The organism is Winogradskyella sp. J14-2 (assembly GCF_001971725.1).
GTDB lineage: Bacteria > Bacteroidota > Bacteroidia > Flavobacteriales > Flavobacteriaceae > Winogradskyella.
Window position 1 is genome coordinate 785,631 of record NZ_CP019388.1, and the last position, 15,686, is coordinate 801,316.

The window sequence follows — 15,686 nt, forward strand, 5'->3', positions numbered from 1 at the left end:
AGGTGGTGGCTTTTTTATCTAATTTGTTGACACTGCTAGTTTTCTTTGAGCACTTTTGTATACTTTATAGAATTGCCTGAAGAAGTCTTTACCATGTACATGCCATTTGAAAACGGACTCAAGTCAATTGTACTGGTATTTGTGGTTGTGAGTACTTTTTGACCAGCAAAATTATACACTTCAATTACATCTATAGTTTGACTAAACTCAATATTAAGAATTCCGTTTGTTGGATTAGGGTAAACCTTAAACGCTGATGATTCTAGATCATCAATTGATAACCTATTTACACAATCGTCAGTTAAAGCGTTTACATCCTCTATTTTACCTGTATTGTTAAAAGTAACACCATTAAATCCTGGATAATCCGTCGGATATTTATGAGCCCTAAAAGATCCATTACCTACTGGTTCTGAAAATTGAGCGAACTCTGAACCTGCACCAACAGGAATTCTATAAACCCAAATAACATCACCAGCACTATTAATTTCCGTGATTCTACCTATATCAGACTCGCAAATTAAACCATTTCCATTTGGCAATACCTGAAAACCACTTTGCGCGCCAGCGTGCATAACAGTAGACATTATTGTACCATCCCACGACCAATCGTAAGTTGTTGGTAGAAATTTACCCGAATCTAATGCGTAAACGCCGTTAATATCATTTGGATCTAAGATGTGTACCGAAGACGCAGTAAAGTTACTACCATAGCCATCATTACTAAAAACGGATAGTTTGCCTTGATCCGGACCATCAGTAATCCACTTAATATCGTGTTGTCTACCAAGTGTTCTATCTGCTGCGGTACCCCTATCGTATGCCTCTGGATTTCCCCATCTCCATAAAAAATCGCCACCTTTACCATACATACCGCCAGAACTTGTTGCGGCTTCTGCAGTAGTAGTACTATGATCTATGATAAAAACTTCGCTGAGGTGTCTTGAAGAAACAGCAATTTGATCTAAGTTTTCATTGTAATCTATGGCATTGGCATGTATAGGATTAGAACCGTTACCGTTATCATAGTTAATGTTGTAACGCCCTTGGTTATCTGCAATGACTCCAAAATTTGGTTTAGAACTATCAAAGTCTTGAATAAGGTGATCGATAAGTTTCCATTCCCAAACGATATTAGCAGAGTCTGTACCAACAGGTTCAATTTCTAGGATACGCTCTAGCACTACTACAGCATTGGCATAAGCTGAAGCCATGCCTAGGGCAAAAATATCAACATCATTAACAATATCTCTTACCATTACTAGGAAATTACCATTGGGTAATGGCTCAATGTCATGATGAATTCTCCATCCAAAAACATCTTCAAACGATATGCTCCAAAGGATATTATTGTCCCAATCCCTAATCTCTGCTAGTTGGTCATTAGTTTGCAATAAATTTCCGTTTTCCAATAAATAAACATTTCTGGCGTTGCTACCAGTAAAAGTCCATTGGTTAAGAACCTCTCCACAATTGTTAATTAAAAAAACACGTTGATCTGAAGTTGGTTTAAAAAGTGTGTAACCGTCTGCTTTTTCTTCATTGATATCATCAAAAATGAGACCAATGGTTTCTTGCCCAAATGTTATATTAATTAGGAGCAAAAAAACTAGATAAGTAATTTTTTTCATTGCTTTTATTTTTCTTGCTAATATAAATAATGAATCTCAAAAAAATAAATAAATCAATATGTATATAGGCTTAATACTATTAAAAGGCCCATTTTCTCATGGTATTTTTTTACCACTAATCAAATTTAGGCAGATACAATAATATAATATATTAGTTTCGTTATTTATTATGGACTCAAAAGATATATATAAAACCATTTCTAAGCCCGCAGTTGGGGAAGTATTTAAAGATAAAAACAGTAAGTTTATGGGCTACGCCTTTCCTGTTGAAAACGAAGACCAAATAAAAATCCATTTAGATAGTTTAAAAAAAGAGCATCATTCTGCAAGACATTGGTGCTACGCATATCAGTTGGGTGCAGAGACACCAACCTTTAGAACCAACGATGATGGCGAACCCAACAATAGTGCTGGTATGCCAATATATGGACAAATACAATCATTTGAGCTCACAAATATTTTAATTGTTGTAATACGATATTATGGTGGAGTAAAGCTTGGTGTAGGAGGATTAATTAATGCTTACAAAACTAGTGCTCAATTAACTCTTGAGGCTTCTGAAATAAGAGAAAAGACAATTAACAAAAATTATTTACTCAATTTTGAATACAAAAATATGAGTAAAGTGATGCGACTTCTAAAAGAAAATAAGGCAGAGATTACAAAACAAACTTTAAATCTCAATTGTTTGTTGGAAATATCTGTCAGAAAAGGTAACGCTTCAAAAATATTTGAGCTTTTTAATCAATTTTATGGAGTAGAAATTGATGAATTATAACGAATAATTTTGCAGTTTATCTAAAAGATATTTCGGACACCTTGTAGGTCTGTTACGTTTTGCATCTATAAATGCTAAAACTGTGTTACCAGTGGCAAGTAATTCACCGTTCTCCTTTATTAATTCGTAATCAAACTCTATAGATGCTGTCGGTATTTTTTTCAACTTAGTTTTTACTTTAAGCACATCATCATAACGTGCTGAATTTTTGTAGTTTATCTGCAATGAAATTACTGGAAGCATAACGCCCTCCGACTCCATAGCACTGTAGCTAAGGCCAAACTCACGTAACCACTCTGTTCTGCCGACTTCAAAATATACAGCATAGTTAGCATGGTACACCACACCCATCTGATCTGTTTCGCCATAGCGAACTCGTATTTTTGTTTCGTTATAATTCAAAATTTAAGGACGTTTTTAAATAAAAATTTGTAGTTTTAAAGGATTTTAAACATGAGAAAAAAAATATTAAAATTCAACCTGAAACGATTTTTTTTTTAAATATTTTGTTCACATATTTGTCATGTTCAAAACGCTAAGAGAATTCTATTTCTCTTTTTTTTTGCTAAGCTAACTAACAATTAAAAATCTAATTTAACTAATGGAGATCACAGCGGAATCTGTATGGAATAATTGTCTCGATTTTATTAAAGATAACATACAACCTCAAGCCTATAAAACATGGTTTGAACCCATACAAGCCGTTAAACTTGCTGCCAACGCACTAAGCATTCAGGTACCCAGTAAATTTTTTTATGAATGGTTAGAGGAGCATTACGTAAAGATCCTTAAGGTTGCCCTCACAAAAGAGTTGGGTAATGATGCCAAATTGGTTTACGTTATTAAAATGGAAAATACCTATGGCAACAAGCAACCTTTTACAGAAAAGATTCCTAGTGCTAACAGAACACCAGTAAAGTCGCAAGATGTTGATGTTCCATTTAATAATAAAAGTCCTGAGTTAAAAAATCCATTCATAATTCCTGGCATAAGAAATGTAAAAATTGAGTCTCAACTCAATCCAAGCTACACGTTTGAAAACTTTTTAGAGGGTGACTCTAATCGTTTGGCAAGAAATGCAGGAATTGCTGTTGCCAATAAACCAGGTGGAACGTCTTTTAATCCACTTTTAATTTTTGGTGGAGTTGGTTTAGGAAAAACACACCTAGCTCACGCTATTGGTGTAGATATAAAAGATAAATATCCAGAAAAAACAGTCCTTTATATTTCGGCTGAAAAATTTACGCAGCAGTATATAGATTCTGTTAAGAAAAACAATAGAAACGACTTTATTCATTTTTATCAAATTATTGATGTTCTAATAATTGACGACGTACAATTCTTATCTGGTAAAACAGGTACACAAGATGTATTCTTCCATATCTTTAACCACTTACACCAAAATGGTAAACAAGTCGTTTTAACAAGTGATAAAGCACCTGTAGATATGCAAGATATTGAGCAGCGTTTATTATCTCGTTTTAAATGGGGACTTTCTGCTGAGTTACAAACTCCAGATTTTGAAACCAGAGTCTCTATTCTTAAAAACAAACTCTACAGAGATGGTGTAGAAATGCCAGATGAAATTGTAGAGTATGTTGCTAAGCACATAAAAACAAATGTTAGAGAACTTGAAGGTGCCATAATCTCTTTAATAGCACAATCATCTTTCAATAAAAAAGAAATTACAATAAACCTTGCGAAGGATATTGTAGACAAATTTGTTAAAAACACAAAACGCGAAGTATCTATAGACTATATCCAAAAAGTCGTTTCAGATTATTTTCAGATGGATGTAAGTACACTTCAATCTAAAACGCGTAAACGACATATTGTACAAGCGCGTCAGTTGGCTATGTTTTTTGCAAAAAAATACACTAAAGCGTCTTTGGCAAGTATTGGCTCTCAAATTGGGCAGCGCGATCATGCTACGGTATTACATGCTTGTAAAACTGTTGATAACTTATCGTCTACTGACAAACAGTTTAGAAAATACGTTGAGGATTTAGCCAAAAAATTATCGCTTTAAACATTTAACGCCATGACTAAAATTCTAATGGTGTGTCTTGGCAACATTTGTCGTTCGCCATTAGCTCATGGTATCTTAGAATCCAAACTTAACACTTCTAAATTTTATGTTGACTCTGCTGGTACAGCAGCATATCATGTAGGTCTTCAACCAGATCAGAGGTCCATTAAAGTAGCCAAAAACAATGGTGTAGATATAAGTCACCAAACAGCCAGGCAATTTAAAGCTTCAGATTTTGATAAATTTGATTACATCTATGCTATGGATGCTTCAAACTACACCAACATTATTAGCTTGGCAAGAAATAATTCGGATATAGGAAAGGTGAAACTATTTCTTGAAGAAAATCCAAATGTTTCAAATAAAAATGTACCTGATCCTTATTACGGAGATATGAGTGATTTTGAATATGTTTTTGATTTGATTGAAACCACTTCTGCGATAATAGCAAAAAAGTTGCTTGAAGATTTATAGAACATAAAATCAATTATTTGATTTTTCGTAACTTAGAAACGTTTAAATTTTCTAAAAACACACGCTATGAGAATACTATTTTCAATTATTGGTATCATTTATCTAAATATTACCTTTGCCCAAGATATAGAACTAGAGTCTTTTGCCTCAGGTTTTAACCGTCCTGTAAACATAAAACACGCTGGTGATGATAGGTTGTTTGTAGTTGAACAAGATGGTATAATTAAAATTGTTAATTCTGATGGAACAATTGAAACTACAAATTTTTTAGACATAGATGATCGTGTTAGGAGCATTGGGAATGAACAAGGCTTATTAGGTTTGGCATTTCACCCAGATTTTTCTACTAACGGTTACTTTTTTGTTTATTACACCAATAACTCAGGAGACACCGTAATCTCACGATTCTCAAGGATTGGAACTAATCCTACAATTGCAGATCCTAATTCAGAATTAGAAATACTTACTTACCCGCAACCCTTTAGCAATCATAATGGTGGTGAATTACAGTTTGGACCAGATGGATATTTATACATTTCGAGCGGAGATGGTGGCTCTGGTGGAGACCCTCAAAATAACGGTCAAAATATGAACAGCTTACTTGGCAAGCTTTTACGAATTGATGTAAACAACTCAACAGTCTCAAATCCTTACGCTATTCCTTCAGATAACCCTTTTGTAGGTAATCCGAGCGCCAGGGACGAAATATGGGCATATGGGTTGCGAAATGCTTGGAAATTTTCTTTTGACAGTATGAATAACGATTTATGGATTGCAGATGTTGGGCAAAATGCTAGAGAGGAAATTAATCAGGCGGCTTCTACTGATGCTGGACTCAATTATGGGTGGAGATGCTATGAAGGTAATAATAGCTTCAACCTAACTGGCTGCCCAAGCAGTAGCACACTAACTTTTCCTGTAGCGGAATACTCACATTCTGGCGGAAGATGCTCTATCACTGGCGGATATGTCTACAGAGGCTCAACTTACCCAAATTTAGTTGGTACTTATTTATTTGGAGATGTATGTACGCAAGAAATTGGGTATTTAAAATTTGAAAACGGTAGTTGGAATTCAACTTTTGAAAGTTTCTCTGGTAATTGGGTAGCTTTTGGTGAAGATATAAACGGAGAGCTTTATGTTTCTAGTCTTGGAGGTAGTATTTTTAAAGTTACGGATTCCCTTCTTAGTATCGATGAGAATACTCAAAATTCAATATCTATATATCCTAACCCAGCTAACACTACTTTGAATATAGACTTTCCGAATGGCACATCTGGTGATTCAACAAATATTGATATTTATGACATACAAGGAAAGTTAATAAAGTCTATTTTAAAAGATAATAATGATACTTTTACAAGCATAAATATTTCAGAACTAAAAAGTGGTTTTTATATCATAAAACTTAAATCTGAAAACGGTAAAAAACTCACTAAAAAATTTGTTATAAATTAAATGACAAGCTCAAAAGGCCAGCTATATCTTATCCCAACACGATTAGGAGATAATCCACCTTTGGAGGTTCTACCAATCTCTATTAAAAAAGTAATTGAAGACATTGATTATTATATTGTTGAAAATGAAAAAACAGCACGTCGTTTTATCAAACGTATTTCGCCTAACAAATCTCAGCCTTCACTTAAGCTAAGTGTACTTAATAAATATACAACAGAAGAAGAGCGTAATACTTTTTTAAATCCTTGCTTAGAAGGTCGTACTATTGGGTTACTTTCTGAGGCAGGTTGTCCTGCTATCGCAGATCCAGGTTCTGATATTGTTAGCTTAGCACATAATATGAATATAAAAGTTGTACCTTTAGTTGGACCTTCTTCAATACTATTGGCTTTAATGGCTTCTGGTATGAATGGGCAGAGTTTTTGTTTTAACGGTTATTTACCAATAGAAAAAGCTGAAAGAAAATCTAAATTAAAAAGCTTAGAGCGTCTATCATCGGAGCACAATCAAGCTCAAATTTTTATTGAAACTCCTTACAGAAACATGAAAATGCTTGATGACCTGGCGAATGTATTACATCCTGAAACCAGAGTTTGTGTAGCTTGCGATCTTACATTACCTAGTGAATTTATAAAAACACAACCCGCCAAAGACTGGAAACTCAATAAAGAGGACCTACATAAAAGGCCTGCTATATTTATTATTCAAAAAAGTTAAATTCTTGCTTTGGCCTTTTTGTTTGGCTTAATGATAGTTGTATCGTAACCAGAAAACTTTTTCATGTAGTATTTTACAGTAGAGCCATACGCATCAGAAAGGTTGTAGTCTCCATAGCTGCGTAAAAACTTTTTAACCGTTCCAGGACCAGCGAGATGTGCCGCAGCTAAAATACCAGATTCGGTTACCTTAACACCACCGATAAACTTACCATCAAAACGCTTAATATCCTTTCTTAAAATCCATTTGTTTCGTGATGCATTTGCCATAAATGCTTTTTCCTGAAGTTCTGGATTGTAAAGAAACTGATTAGGATTATAAATGCCAATTAACTTTAAAGTTTCAGCACCAAACTGATATTTCCCCAAATAACCTAATGTATTTACAGTAAAATAATCTCCTCTAGATTCTTTAAATGCAAGTGCTTCTTTAAAACCTTCGAAGGACTTACCTAGATGCGGTGTAAAAATATCTGATTTAGCAACATCATTACCTTGGGACATGGCTAAATCTGACTTGATATTGTAGTTTAAATCCAAACCTTCTGTTGAATACATCTCTGTATTTAAGGAGGAATTTGGATAAAGTGCCAACGCAATTACTAAGCAAATTGAAAATGGCATCAAATAATTCTTAACGCTATTTTTTATCATAACAGCCAATTTTTAACTGATAAAACTTTCCCCATAAGCATTTATCAAAATCGCGTGCAAATATACGAATTATATTTAAATATTGAAAATCAACATGTTAAGGTTTGTTAAAAGTTATTAATAGTAGATATAATGCATCTTTAAACGTCCTTTACTATTTAATTCCAATGCTGGGAAAGGCACCTTAATTACGTTTAAAACATCAAAAATGGATTTTAGAAAATGAGATTTTGTTTTAATTCTGCTTAAATCTATATCTAGGCTTAGGTAATATTGCCGTGTTCTATTTTGATTTATAAACAAAGGGTCATTAGGTTCGCCTGTTAGCATACCATCTGCACCATAGCCAAAGGCAATATTTAGCCAATTTGGTAGATAATCCGTTTTTAAAAACGAATTAAGATTTGCACTCAACCAATAGGTCTGACCATTATAATCTTTTAAAAACTCTTCAGTTAATCCATTTCCTAGCTTATCTGGTCGTTGCTTTGCAAATCTGGTTTGATGGAACGAATACTTTAAAAGTATGCGTTGTTCTTGCCACAATAACTCCTGACCAACAAAAAGTCCTGTACCAAGCGTATTAGCAGCCATATCGCTCCATGAAAAACCCCATTCTTCTGAAAAGCCATCCATGACCTCAACAGTAGTTAAAAACCCAAGACCTAATGCTGAACCATAGATGATTTGATTTTTTTTACTCACACCTGCCCAATTAAGTGTATTTGCTCCCAATCTACCAATCTGATAGGAAGAAAATACATGTCCTAACTTATCCATCTGCAACCACTCACCACTATCATCTAGTGTCTTAAATTTTGATCTTGGATAATCGGCATACCATAATTGATTTAGACCTATCAACGTAGTCGTAGCTAAAGAAATTTCGGAAATAAGAACAGTATTTCTTCGTGACTTGTTTAGAGAATCACTTGGTTTTAAAAACTGATTAAGTCTGGATTGTGCAAAAATAGAGCCACTAACACAAAGCAGAAACATTGTATGTGTTATAACAAACCTCAAGCCTTACCTATTGATCCCTTGCGAAGACAAATATCTCTGATATTCTCTGGCATTATTATTATGCTGCGCCAAAGTTTTGGCAAACTTATGATAACCTAGGCGTTTCGCATCAGCTGCAAAATAGAGATAGTTATGCTTTTCAGGATTCAATACAGCTTTTATAGCAGATAAGTCTGGCATTGCTATAAGTCCTGGTGGTAAACCTAAATTCTTATAAGTGTTGTAAGGCGAATCTATTTCTTTATGAATATTTAAAACGCGACGTATCACTGTATTCTTATATTTTGGCAACTGATAAGCCGCAAACTTTAAGGTTGGGTCTGCTTGCAATGGCATACCTATTCGTAATCTATTGAGGTAAACTCCTGCAACTCTTGGCTGCTCATCGGCTTGTTTAGATTCTTCGTGAACTATAGAAGCCAAGGTCATTACCTCATCTGGAGATAAGTTTAATTCCTTAGCTTTTGCTAGCCTAGATTCATTCCAAAAACGATTGTATCTAGCTAACATTTTATCTCTAAAACCCTCAGCAGACGTATTCCAAAAAAACTCATAGGTATCTGGCAAATACATACCTAATGCTGTTGCTTTGGTAAATCTATTCTTATTCAAAAAATCCTTATCAGTCATAGCTTTAAGCAGCGACAAACTATCCGCTTCAATCTGTCTACTAATTCTTCCTGCTAAATCCTCTAAGGTGTGTTGATTATTGAATGCTATTTTTAAAGGTATGTTTTTACTTCGTATAGTATTAATAATCTCATTATTATTCATTCCTTTTGAAATGGCAAATCGACCAGCTTTTATGTTAGATGTGTACTTTTTCTGTTTAGCCAAGGCGTCAAAAGAACCTATATCTTTTAACAACGGTTCTAACTGCTGTCTTACTTGCATATAATTAGCATCAGTAGGCACAAAAATATATTCTTTTTCTGTTTCAAAATTTGTATTAGGTTGAAACATAGCGCTGTAAATGTAGTAAGCAATAGCACCGAAAATTACTAAACCAATTACGGCAACTGCCCAAAGTATCTTCTTTATATACATAGATTATCTGTTAATACGCTGTAATAAAAATTCATTACAATAGTGTTTCCCATCAAAACTCCAATCTTCTTTTAATCCTATTTTTTTAAATCCACGATGTTCAAATAACTTTAAACTATTAACATTAGATTCTAAAATATTGGCATACACTTGATGCAAGTGAAGGGTTTTAAAGCAATAATTTACCAATAGGTCCAAGGCCTCACTACCATAACCTTTATAACGATGGGCTTCATCTTTAATTAAAATACCTATACCAGCACGTTTGTTTTTTATATCAAAATCAAAAACATCAATTAACCCAATGGTAGCTCCACTATTGATACAAATAGCTAATCGCAATTGTTTAGCTTCAAAAATATCTTGCTGCGCATTTTCTAAATATTGTTTTAACGTAAATCTTGAATATGGTGTCAGTGTATCACTTAAGGACCACAGCGCTGTATCATTCTCAATCTCGTAGACAAAATCTAAGTCTTCTGGCTCTAGGGCGCGTAAGAAAACATGTTCACCTTTTAAACTTACCATTCTATTTCACCTTTAAATACTTGCTCCGCAGGACCAACCAGCCAAATATCTTTATAACCTTCCGGGCTTTTAGAAAAGTGTACCTTAAGTTCGCCACCTTCAACTTTAAGCTCAACTTCATTTCTTGTGGTCTTATTATTATGATGCATGGCTAGTGCAACAGCTGTAACACCAGTACCGCAAGACAAGGTTTCATCCTCTACTCCGCGCTCATAAGTTCTAACAGCAAATCGGTTATCTGCCAATTGTTCAACAAAATTAACGTTGCTTCCTATCTTATTATACGGAGCGCCATATCTGATTTTAGATCCTTTTGATTTTACATCTAATGTTTCGATATTAGATACCATTTCTACATGATGCGGAGATCCTGTATCTAGAAATAAATGATTGTCATAAACTTCAATAGTTTCTACATCTTGCATATGCAAATGCACAATATCATTCTTAATTTTAGCTTTATGTAAACCATCAATAGCTAAAAATTCAGTGTCGTTTTCAATAATACCAAGAAACTTTGCGAAAGCGACGATACAACGTCCACCATTGCCACACATAGTGCTTTGGTTACCATCAGAATTATAATACACCATCTTAAAATCTGAAGATGTGTCATTTTCTAACAGTATAAAACCATCTGCACCAATGCCAAAACGTCTGTCGCACAATTCTGCTATGCGTTTGGTATTGTTTTTGTCTATACGTAGTAGACGATTATCAACAACTATAAAGTCGTTTCCTGTACCTTGATATTTATAAAATGTTATTGTCATAATTCTGAGCAAATATAAGAATTAAAGACCGTATTTAGCGATGTTAAAGGGCAGTTAAAGTTGACGTTAAATAGTCGTTAAAATGAATATTAAAATTCAATATATATCTAAATTTAAACGTTAAAAAGAAAAACTTAAATCCTGAAAATTATGAAGAAGATTTTAACTTTAGTTGGTGTTTCGGTATTAGGTGGTTTACTAACCTTAGGCGGTTACAAGCTTTTTATTGAAAAACAACATTCAGAGCAATTAGCTACAGAACAAGTTTCTGATCTACCAATATTTGTCCCAACAAACAACACAATTAATAACGTTGCTGCAATAACACCAAACTTTGTTGAAGCCGCAGAAAAATCTTTAGACGCAGTAGTGCACGTTAAAAATACTGCAATTGTTTCTGCACCTGTCACAATGAGTGATTACTTTTTCGGTCGATCGCAACCTCGCGCACAAGTTGGTACAGGTAGTGGTGTAATTATTTCACCAACAGGTTACATTGTAACCAATAACCACGTGATACAAAATGCAAATGAAATTAGCATCACATTAAACAATAATAAAACCTACATGGCAGAATTAGTTGGTACTGATGAAGCCACAGACATTGCACTCATAAAAATTGAAGCAGATGAAGATTTACCATTTTTGGCCTTTGGTGACTCGGATAACGCTAAAATTGGAGAATGGGTTTTGGCTGTTGGAAATCCGTTTAACCTCAACTCTACTGTAACAGCTGGTATTATAAGTGCAAAATCGAGAGATTTAAGCGGTAGAAATACGCAGTCTTTTATTCAAACCGATGCTGCTGTCAATCCAGGAAATTCTGGTGGTGCCTTAGTAAATACTAATGGAGATTTAATTGGTATAAATACGGCCATTTCATCTCGAGATGGTTCTTATATAGGCTATTCCTTTGCGGTACCTAGTAATATTGCTCGCAAAATTGTAAACGATATTATGGAGTACGGAAATGTGCAAAATGGTATTCTTGGCGTTATCGGAAGCGCTCTAAACAGTCAAACGGCAGAACAAATAGGTATTGACATGACGGAAGGTTTTTACGTGAGTAATGTTACAGAAGACACTGGTGCAGAAAAAGCAGGAATTAAAACAGGCGACATTATTAAAAAACTAGATAATGTTGAAATTAATAAGTTTTCAGATTTAGCTGGTTACTTAAAAACTAAAAGTCCAAACGATGTTGTAAATGTAACACTAATAAGAGATGGAGATGAAGAAGTGGTCCCTGTGACCTTATTAAAAAATCCAATTTTTGAACTTCAAACTATCGGTATTATAAGAAATGCTTCAAAGAATGACTTGAAGAAATTCAAAACTGATTATGGCGTGAAGATTTCGCGCTTTGATGAGCGCTACCAAGCCTATTGGAACAGAGAAGGCATAGAGGAAGGTAGCATCGTTACACGCATTAACGGCAAAAAATTATACACCATAGATGATGCGCAAAACGCAATGAAAACGAGAAGCATGAATGACCCTCTTCAGATTGAGGTGATAAATAAACAAGGTGAAAAAGTAGTCTATAACTTTAGATAAAATACCTTAAAAACAGATTAATATTACCCTTCAAGGTACAATTCTTTGAAGGGTTTTTATTTTCGGTAAAAAGTGTTACGAAAACGTTTGAAATATGTATTTTTGCGCCAAATTAAAAATACTAAACCAATAAAAAATGGGTTTTAACGACACTTACGAAAAAGAGTTAGCGTTTCAGGCAGACCGTCGCAGAGCAACGGTTGAATTTATTAAAACAGTAAGCGACCTTTGGTACGACAATTCCATTGAGCTTGTGTTATTCAGAAATCAATTAATTGATAGAAAAGTAAGCGAAATTTTAAACTTGCATGAGTATGCAGGTGAATTTGTTCAAAAACCTATTTCTATTTTTGATTCGGTAGAAATTGCACAGGCCATCAAAAAATTGAATCTACCGCCTGCTAAATTAGATATTGGCAAATTAACCTACGAATACCACCTAGAAGACCAAAAGTATAACAATGCTACTGCGTTTGTTGCAGCTAAATTAAAAGATGCCAACAAATCTAGAGATTTAGAGCCTAAAGATGTTGTTCTTTATGGTTTTGGCCGAATTGGCAGACTAGTGGCTCGTGAGCTTATGACGCGCACTGGTAAAGGCAACCAACTACGACTAAGAGCCATTGTAACTCGTGGTGAAGTAAACCAAACTGTTTTAGAAAAACGTGCATCACTACTAAGAAACGACTCAGTACACGGAGATTTCTCTGGTATGGTAAGTGTTGATGTTAAAAATAGCGCCTTAATTATTAATGGTACCACAGTAAATATTATTTCTGCAAACGCGCCAGAAGATATAGATTATACCAAATACGGAATCCATAAGGCTTTAGTAATAGATAATACAGGTGCATTTAGAGATGATAAAGCGCTTTCTCGCCATCTAAAATCTAAAGGTGTAGAAAAAGTATTACTTACTGCACCAGGAAAAGGTGTACCAAATATTGTACATGGTGTTAATCATTTAGAGCACAATCCGGATGAGGTTAAAATTTTCTCTGCTGCTTCTTGCACAACCAATGCTATAACGCCAGTTTTAAAAGCTGTTGAAGATTCCTTTGGTGTAAAATCTGGCCACTTAGAAACCATTCATGCTTACACAAACGACCAAAACTTGGTAGATAACTTCCACAAAAAATACAGACGCGGTAGAGCTGCCGGTCTTAATATGGTAATTACAGAAACTGGTGCCGGACAAGCAGTAAGCAAGGCACTACCTTCTTTAGATGGTAAATTAACCTCTAACGCCATCAGAGTTCCTGTACCAAATGGTTCATTAGCCATATTAAACTTAGAGCTAAGTAAAAAAACTACTGTTGACAGCATAAATGCTATTATGAAGAAATACGCTCTAGAAGGTGACTTAGTAGAGCAAATTAAATACGAAATGAGTGACGAGCTCGTATCTAGCGATATTGTTGGTAGCTCTGCGCCTTCAATCTATGATAGTAAAGCTACCATTGTTAGAGCAGACGGTAAAAATGTTATCTTATATATCTGGTACGATAATGAATACGGCTACAGCCATCAAGTTATTAGACTTGCAAAATATATTTCTAAGGTAAGACGCTATACTTATTATTAGAATCTTCTGAAAAGGGAAAAAGAAAAAATCTTGTCGTTTGGCAAGATTTTTTTGTTTTAAATGTTGTTTGTTGAAAACTTCCTCAATTTACAACGCAACTCTTATTTCTTTTTTTCATCTACAAAGCAACTAAATTAATCAATCATGAAAAATTATTTTTTGCTATTTGTAATAATAGCACCCTTATGTCTTCAATCCTGTATTGGATGGGGAAATCAGGATGATGATATTCCCAATGATTTTCCAGCGGACTTACCCTACGAACCCATAATCATGGAGCGGAGTGAATTTGAAAACTCAACCACTTTGGTCGATACAGCACATCCAATCGAAAACTCTGGAAAGATCTATGTTAAAGGAAACTTTATTTATGTTAATGAAGTAAATCAAGGGTTTCACATTATTGACAATTCAGATCCAGCAAATCCAATAAACATTGGTTTTATTAAAGTTTTAGGATCATCGGATTTGAGCTTAAAGAATGATATCTTTTATGTAAATAACGCAAGGGACCTTATAGCTTTTAAAATCGACGAAGTGTCAAGAAATTTGATTATCACTAAACGTTTAGAAAATGTTTTTCCACAGATATGGTCACCTTTGGGCCCAATTTATTATCCTGTGGAGGAAAATGAAATTGTAGTCGATTGGCAACTAATAAATTAATAATTATGAAAAAAGCTCACTTTTATATAATCTTCGTATTTATGCTACTAAGTTGCAGTTCAGATAACGCAACCAATGACACTTCATCTTCCTTTACAGATACAGGACAAGGCGGCTCCTTAGCAAGATTTTCTCTTTATCTCAATTATTTATACGTTGTTGATGATAGCAATCTTAATGTATTTAGTATAATAGACAACGAACAACCAGTTTTAGTAAATACAATTCCAATCGGTTTTAATATTGAGACCCTTTTTAATTACAAAAACTATCTCTACATTGGCTCTAGAAACGGCATGTTCATATACAGTATATCAAACCCAGAAACACCCACTTACCTTTCTGATGTGCAACATTTTACGGCATGCGACCCTGTTGTAGCAAATGATACACATGCCTTTGTAACCTTACATACAAATATTGGATGTGGCATTGACCTAAACGTTCTGGAAATCTATGATGTTACTGAAGTTACAAATCCAATACTGATTTCCTCAAGAAATCTTACACAACCTATTGGATTAGGGCTTTATGGCAACTACTTGTTTGTTTGTGATGATGAAGTTAAAGTTTTTGATGTCTCTAATCCTGAAAATTCAACATTAGTAACCTCAATAGATGTTAATGCCTTTGACGTAATTATTAACAACGACATCATTGTACTTATAGGCGACAACGGGCTATACCAATACAGTTTAGACTATAATGATATTAATAATATTAGTCATTTAAGTACAATAAACATCTAAATCAACTTCTTATATCGT

16 protein-coding genes are annotated in these 15,686 nt (G+C 34.3%); 9 read left to right on the forward strand and 7 right to left on the reverse strand.

Translation table 11 applies throughout. The features are described 5' to 3' along the window. Positions 1–35 precede the first annotated feature (35 nt). A complete protein-coding gene (locus tag BWZ20_RS03715) occupies positions 36–1,631 on the reverse strand; it encodes an aryl-sulfate sulfotransferase (protein WP_076616496.1) in 1,596 nt (531 codons plus the stop codon). A gap of 169 nt (positions 1,632–1,800) precedes the next feature. Between BWZ20_RS03715 and BWZ20_RS03720 the strand changes: the two genes are divergently transcribed. Next, positions 1,801–2,409, forward strand: a complete 609-nt coding sequence (locus BWZ20_RS03720; RefSeq protein ID WP_076616499.1) for an IMPACT family protein — start codon at positions 1,801–1,803, stop codon at positions 2,407–2,409. On the opposite strand, the gene BWZ20_RS03725 is transcribed toward BWZ20_RS03720, so the two are convergent. Continuing rightward, positions 2,404–2,811, reverse strand: a complete 408-nt coding sequence (locus BWZ20_RS03725) for an acyl-CoA thioesterase (protein WP_076616502.1) — start codon at positions 2,809–2,811, stop codon at positions 2,404–2,406. The two genes, BWZ20_RS03720 and BWZ20_RS03725, sit on opposite strands and share 6 nt — an antisense overlap. A gap of 199 nt (positions 2,812–3,010) precedes the next feature. On the opposite strand from BWZ20_RS03725, the gene dnaA reads away from it, so the two are divergent. The 4 genes from dnaA to BWZ20_RS03745 all read left to right on the forward strand — a co-directional run bounded on the left by dnaA (position 3,011) and on the right by BWZ20_RS03745 (position 7,087). Further along, complete coding sequence (dnaA, locus tag BWZ20_RS03730; protein ID WP_076616506.1) at positions 3,011–4,438, forward strand: chromosomal replication initiator protein DnaA; 1,428 nt, start codon at positions 3,011–3,013, stop codon at positions 4,436–4,438. Between the two features lie 12 nt (positions 4,439–4,450). Further along, on the forward strand, positions 4,451–4,912 hold the full coding sequence (locus tag BWZ20_RS03735) for a low molecular weight protein-tyrosine-phosphatase (RefSeq protein ID WP_076616510.1): 462 nt from the start codon (positions 4,451–4,453) through the stop codon (positions 4,910–4,912). A gap of 66 nt (positions 4,913–4,978) precedes the next feature. Continuing rightward, on the forward strand, positions 4,979–6,370 hold the full coding sequence (locus BWZ20_RS03740; protein ID WP_076616513.1) for a PQQ-dependent sugar dehydrogenase: 1,392 nt from the start codon (positions 4,979–4,981) through the stop codon (positions 6,368–6,370). Next, positions 6,371–7,087 (forward strand): SAM-dependent methyltransferase, encoded by a 717-nt coding sequence (locus tag BWZ20_RS03745; protein ID WP_076616517.1) that lies wholly within the window; start codon positions 6,371–6,373, stop codon positions 7,085–7,087. Here the strand turns inward: BWZ20_RS03745 and BWZ20_RS03750 are convergent. From BWZ20_RS03750 to dapF, 5 genes are all read right to left on the reverse strand, one after another. Then, positions 7,084–7,740, reverse strand: a complete 657-nt coding sequence (locus tag BWZ20_RS03750) for a peptidoglycan-binding protein LysM (RefSeq protein WP_076616520.1) — start codon at positions 7,738–7,740, stop codon at positions 7,084–7,086. The genes BWZ20_RS03745 and BWZ20_RS03750 overlap by 4 nt on opposite strands. A 117-nt stretch (positions 7,741–7,857) precedes the next feature. Then, complete coding sequence (locus BWZ20_RS03755) at positions 7,858–8,739, reverse strand: DUF2279 domain-containing protein (RefSeq protein ID WP_076616524.1); 882 nt, start codon at positions 8,737–8,739, stop codon at positions 7,858–7,860. Positions 8,740–8,766: 27 nt separating this feature from the next. After that, the gene (gene mltG / locus BWZ20_RS03760; protein ID WP_076616528.1) at positions 8,767–9,810 is read right to left on the reverse strand and encodes an endolytic transglycosylase MltG; all 1,044 of its coding nucleotides are present in this window, start codon (positions 9,808–9,810) and stop codon (positions 8,767–8,769) included. Positions 9,811–9,813: 3 nt separating this feature from the next. Next, positions 9,814–10,338 carry a GNAT family N-acetyltransferase gene (locus BWZ20_RS03765; RefSeq protein ID WP_076616531.1) on the reverse strand — a complete coding sequence of 175 codons (525 nt, stop codon included), beginning with the start codon at positions 10,336–10,338 and terminating at the stop codon, positions 9,814–9,816. Beyond that, the gene (dapF, locus tag BWZ20_RS03770) at positions 10,332–11,111 is read right to left on the reverse strand and encodes a diaminopimelate epimerase (RefSeq protein WP_076616534.1); all 780 of its coding nucleotides are present in this window, start codon (positions 11,109–11,111) and stop codon (positions 10,332–10,334) included. Before dapF ends, BWZ20_RS03765 begins: the two co-directional genes overlap by 7 nt. Positions 11,112–11,261: 150 nt before the next feature. On the opposite strand from dapF, the gene BWZ20_RS03775 reads away from it, so the two are divergent. From BWZ20_RS03775 to BWZ20_RS03790, 4 genes are all read left to right on the forward strand, one after another. Further along, positions 11,262–12,668 carry a S1C family serine protease gene (locus BWZ20_RS03775; RefSeq protein WP_198034968.1) on the forward strand — a complete coding sequence of 469 codons (1,407 nt, stop codon included), beginning with the start codon at positions 11,262–11,264 and terminating at the stop codon, positions 12,666–12,668. A 136-nt stretch (positions 12,669–12,804) separates the two neighbouring features. After that, entirely contained in the window at positions 12,805–14,253 is a 1,449-nt protein-coding gene (locus tag BWZ20_RS03780) for a glyceraldehyde-3-phosphate dehydrogenase (RefSeq protein WP_076616539.1), read from the forward strand. 144 nt (positions 14,254–14,397) lie between these two features. After that, positions 14,398–14,919 (forward strand): hypothetical protein, encoded by a 522-nt coding sequence (locus BWZ20_RS03785; protein ID WP_076616542.1) that lies wholly within the window; start codon positions 14,398–14,400, stop codon positions 14,917–14,919. A gap of 5 nt (positions 14,920–14,924) precedes the next feature. Then, a complete protein-coding gene (locus BWZ20_RS03790; RefSeq protein WP_076621251.1) occupies positions 14,925–15,668 on the forward strand; it encodes an LVIVD repeat-containing protein in 744 nt (247 codons plus the stop codon). Positions 15,669–15,686 lie beyond the last annotated feature (18 nt).

Excerpts from the sequence above, each read along its gene's own strand:
- BWZ20_RS03715 (WP_076616496.1), bottom strand. The coding sequence starts at position 1,631 with ATGAAAAAAATTACTTATCTAGTTTTTTTGCTCCTAATTAATATAACA.
- BWZ20_RS03720 (WP_076616499.1), top strand. The coding sequence starts at position 1,801 with ATGGACTCAAAAGATATATATAAAACCATTTCTAAGCCCGCAGTTGGG.
- dnaA (WP_076616506.1), top strand. The coding sequence starts at position 3,011 with ATGGAGATCACAGCGGAATCTGTATGGAATAATTGTCTCGATTTTATT.
- BWZ20_RS03735 (WP_076616510.1), top strand. The coding sequence starts at position 4,451 with ATGACTAAAATTCTAATGGTGTGTCTTGGCAACATTTGTCGTTCGCCA.
- BWZ20_RS03740 (WP_076616513.1), top strand. The coding sequence starts at position 4,979 with ATGAGAATACTATTTTCAATTATTGGTATCATTTATCTAAATATTACC.
- BWZ20_RS03745 (WP_076616517.1), top strand. The coding sequence starts at position 6,371 with ATGACAAGCTCAAAAGGCCAGCTATATCTTATCCCAACACGATTAGGA.
- BWZ20_RS03750 (WP_076616520.1), bottom strand. The coding sequence starts at position 7,740 with ATGATAAAAAATAGCGTTAAGAATTATTTGATGCCATTTTCAATTTGC.
- BWZ20_RS03755 (WP_076616524.1), bottom strand. The coding sequence starts at position 8,739 with ATGTTTCTGCTTTGTGTTAGTGGCTCTATTTTTGCACAATCCAGACTT.
- mltG (WP_076616528.1), bottom strand. The coding sequence starts at position 9,810 with ATGTATATAAAGAAGATACTTTGGGCAGTTGCCGTAATTGGTTTAGTA.
- BWZ20_RS03765 (WP_076616531.1), bottom strand. The coding sequence starts at position 10,338 with ATGGTAAGTTTAAAAGGTGAACATGTTTTCTTACGCGCCCTAGAGCCA.
- dapF (WP_076616534.1), bottom strand. The coding sequence starts at position 11,111 with ATGACAATAACATTTTATAAATATCAAGGTACAGGAAACGACTTTATA.
- BWZ20_RS03775 (WP_198034968.1), top strand. The coding sequence starts at position 11,262 with ATGAAGAAGATTTTAACTTTAGTTGGTGTTTCGGTATTAGGTGGTTTA.
- BWZ20_RS03780 (WP_076616539.1), top strand. The coding sequence starts at position 12,805 with ATGGGTTTTAACGACACTTACGAAAAAGAGTTAGCGTTTCAGGCAGAC.
- BWZ20_RS03785 (WP_076616542.1), top strand. The coding sequence starts at position 14,398 with ATGAAAAATTATTTTTTGCTATTTGTAATAATAGCACCCTTATGTCTT.
- BWZ20_RS03790 (WP_076621251.1), top strand. The coding sequence starts at position 14,925 with ATGAAAAAAGCTCACTTTTATATAATCTTCGTATTTATGCTACTAAGT.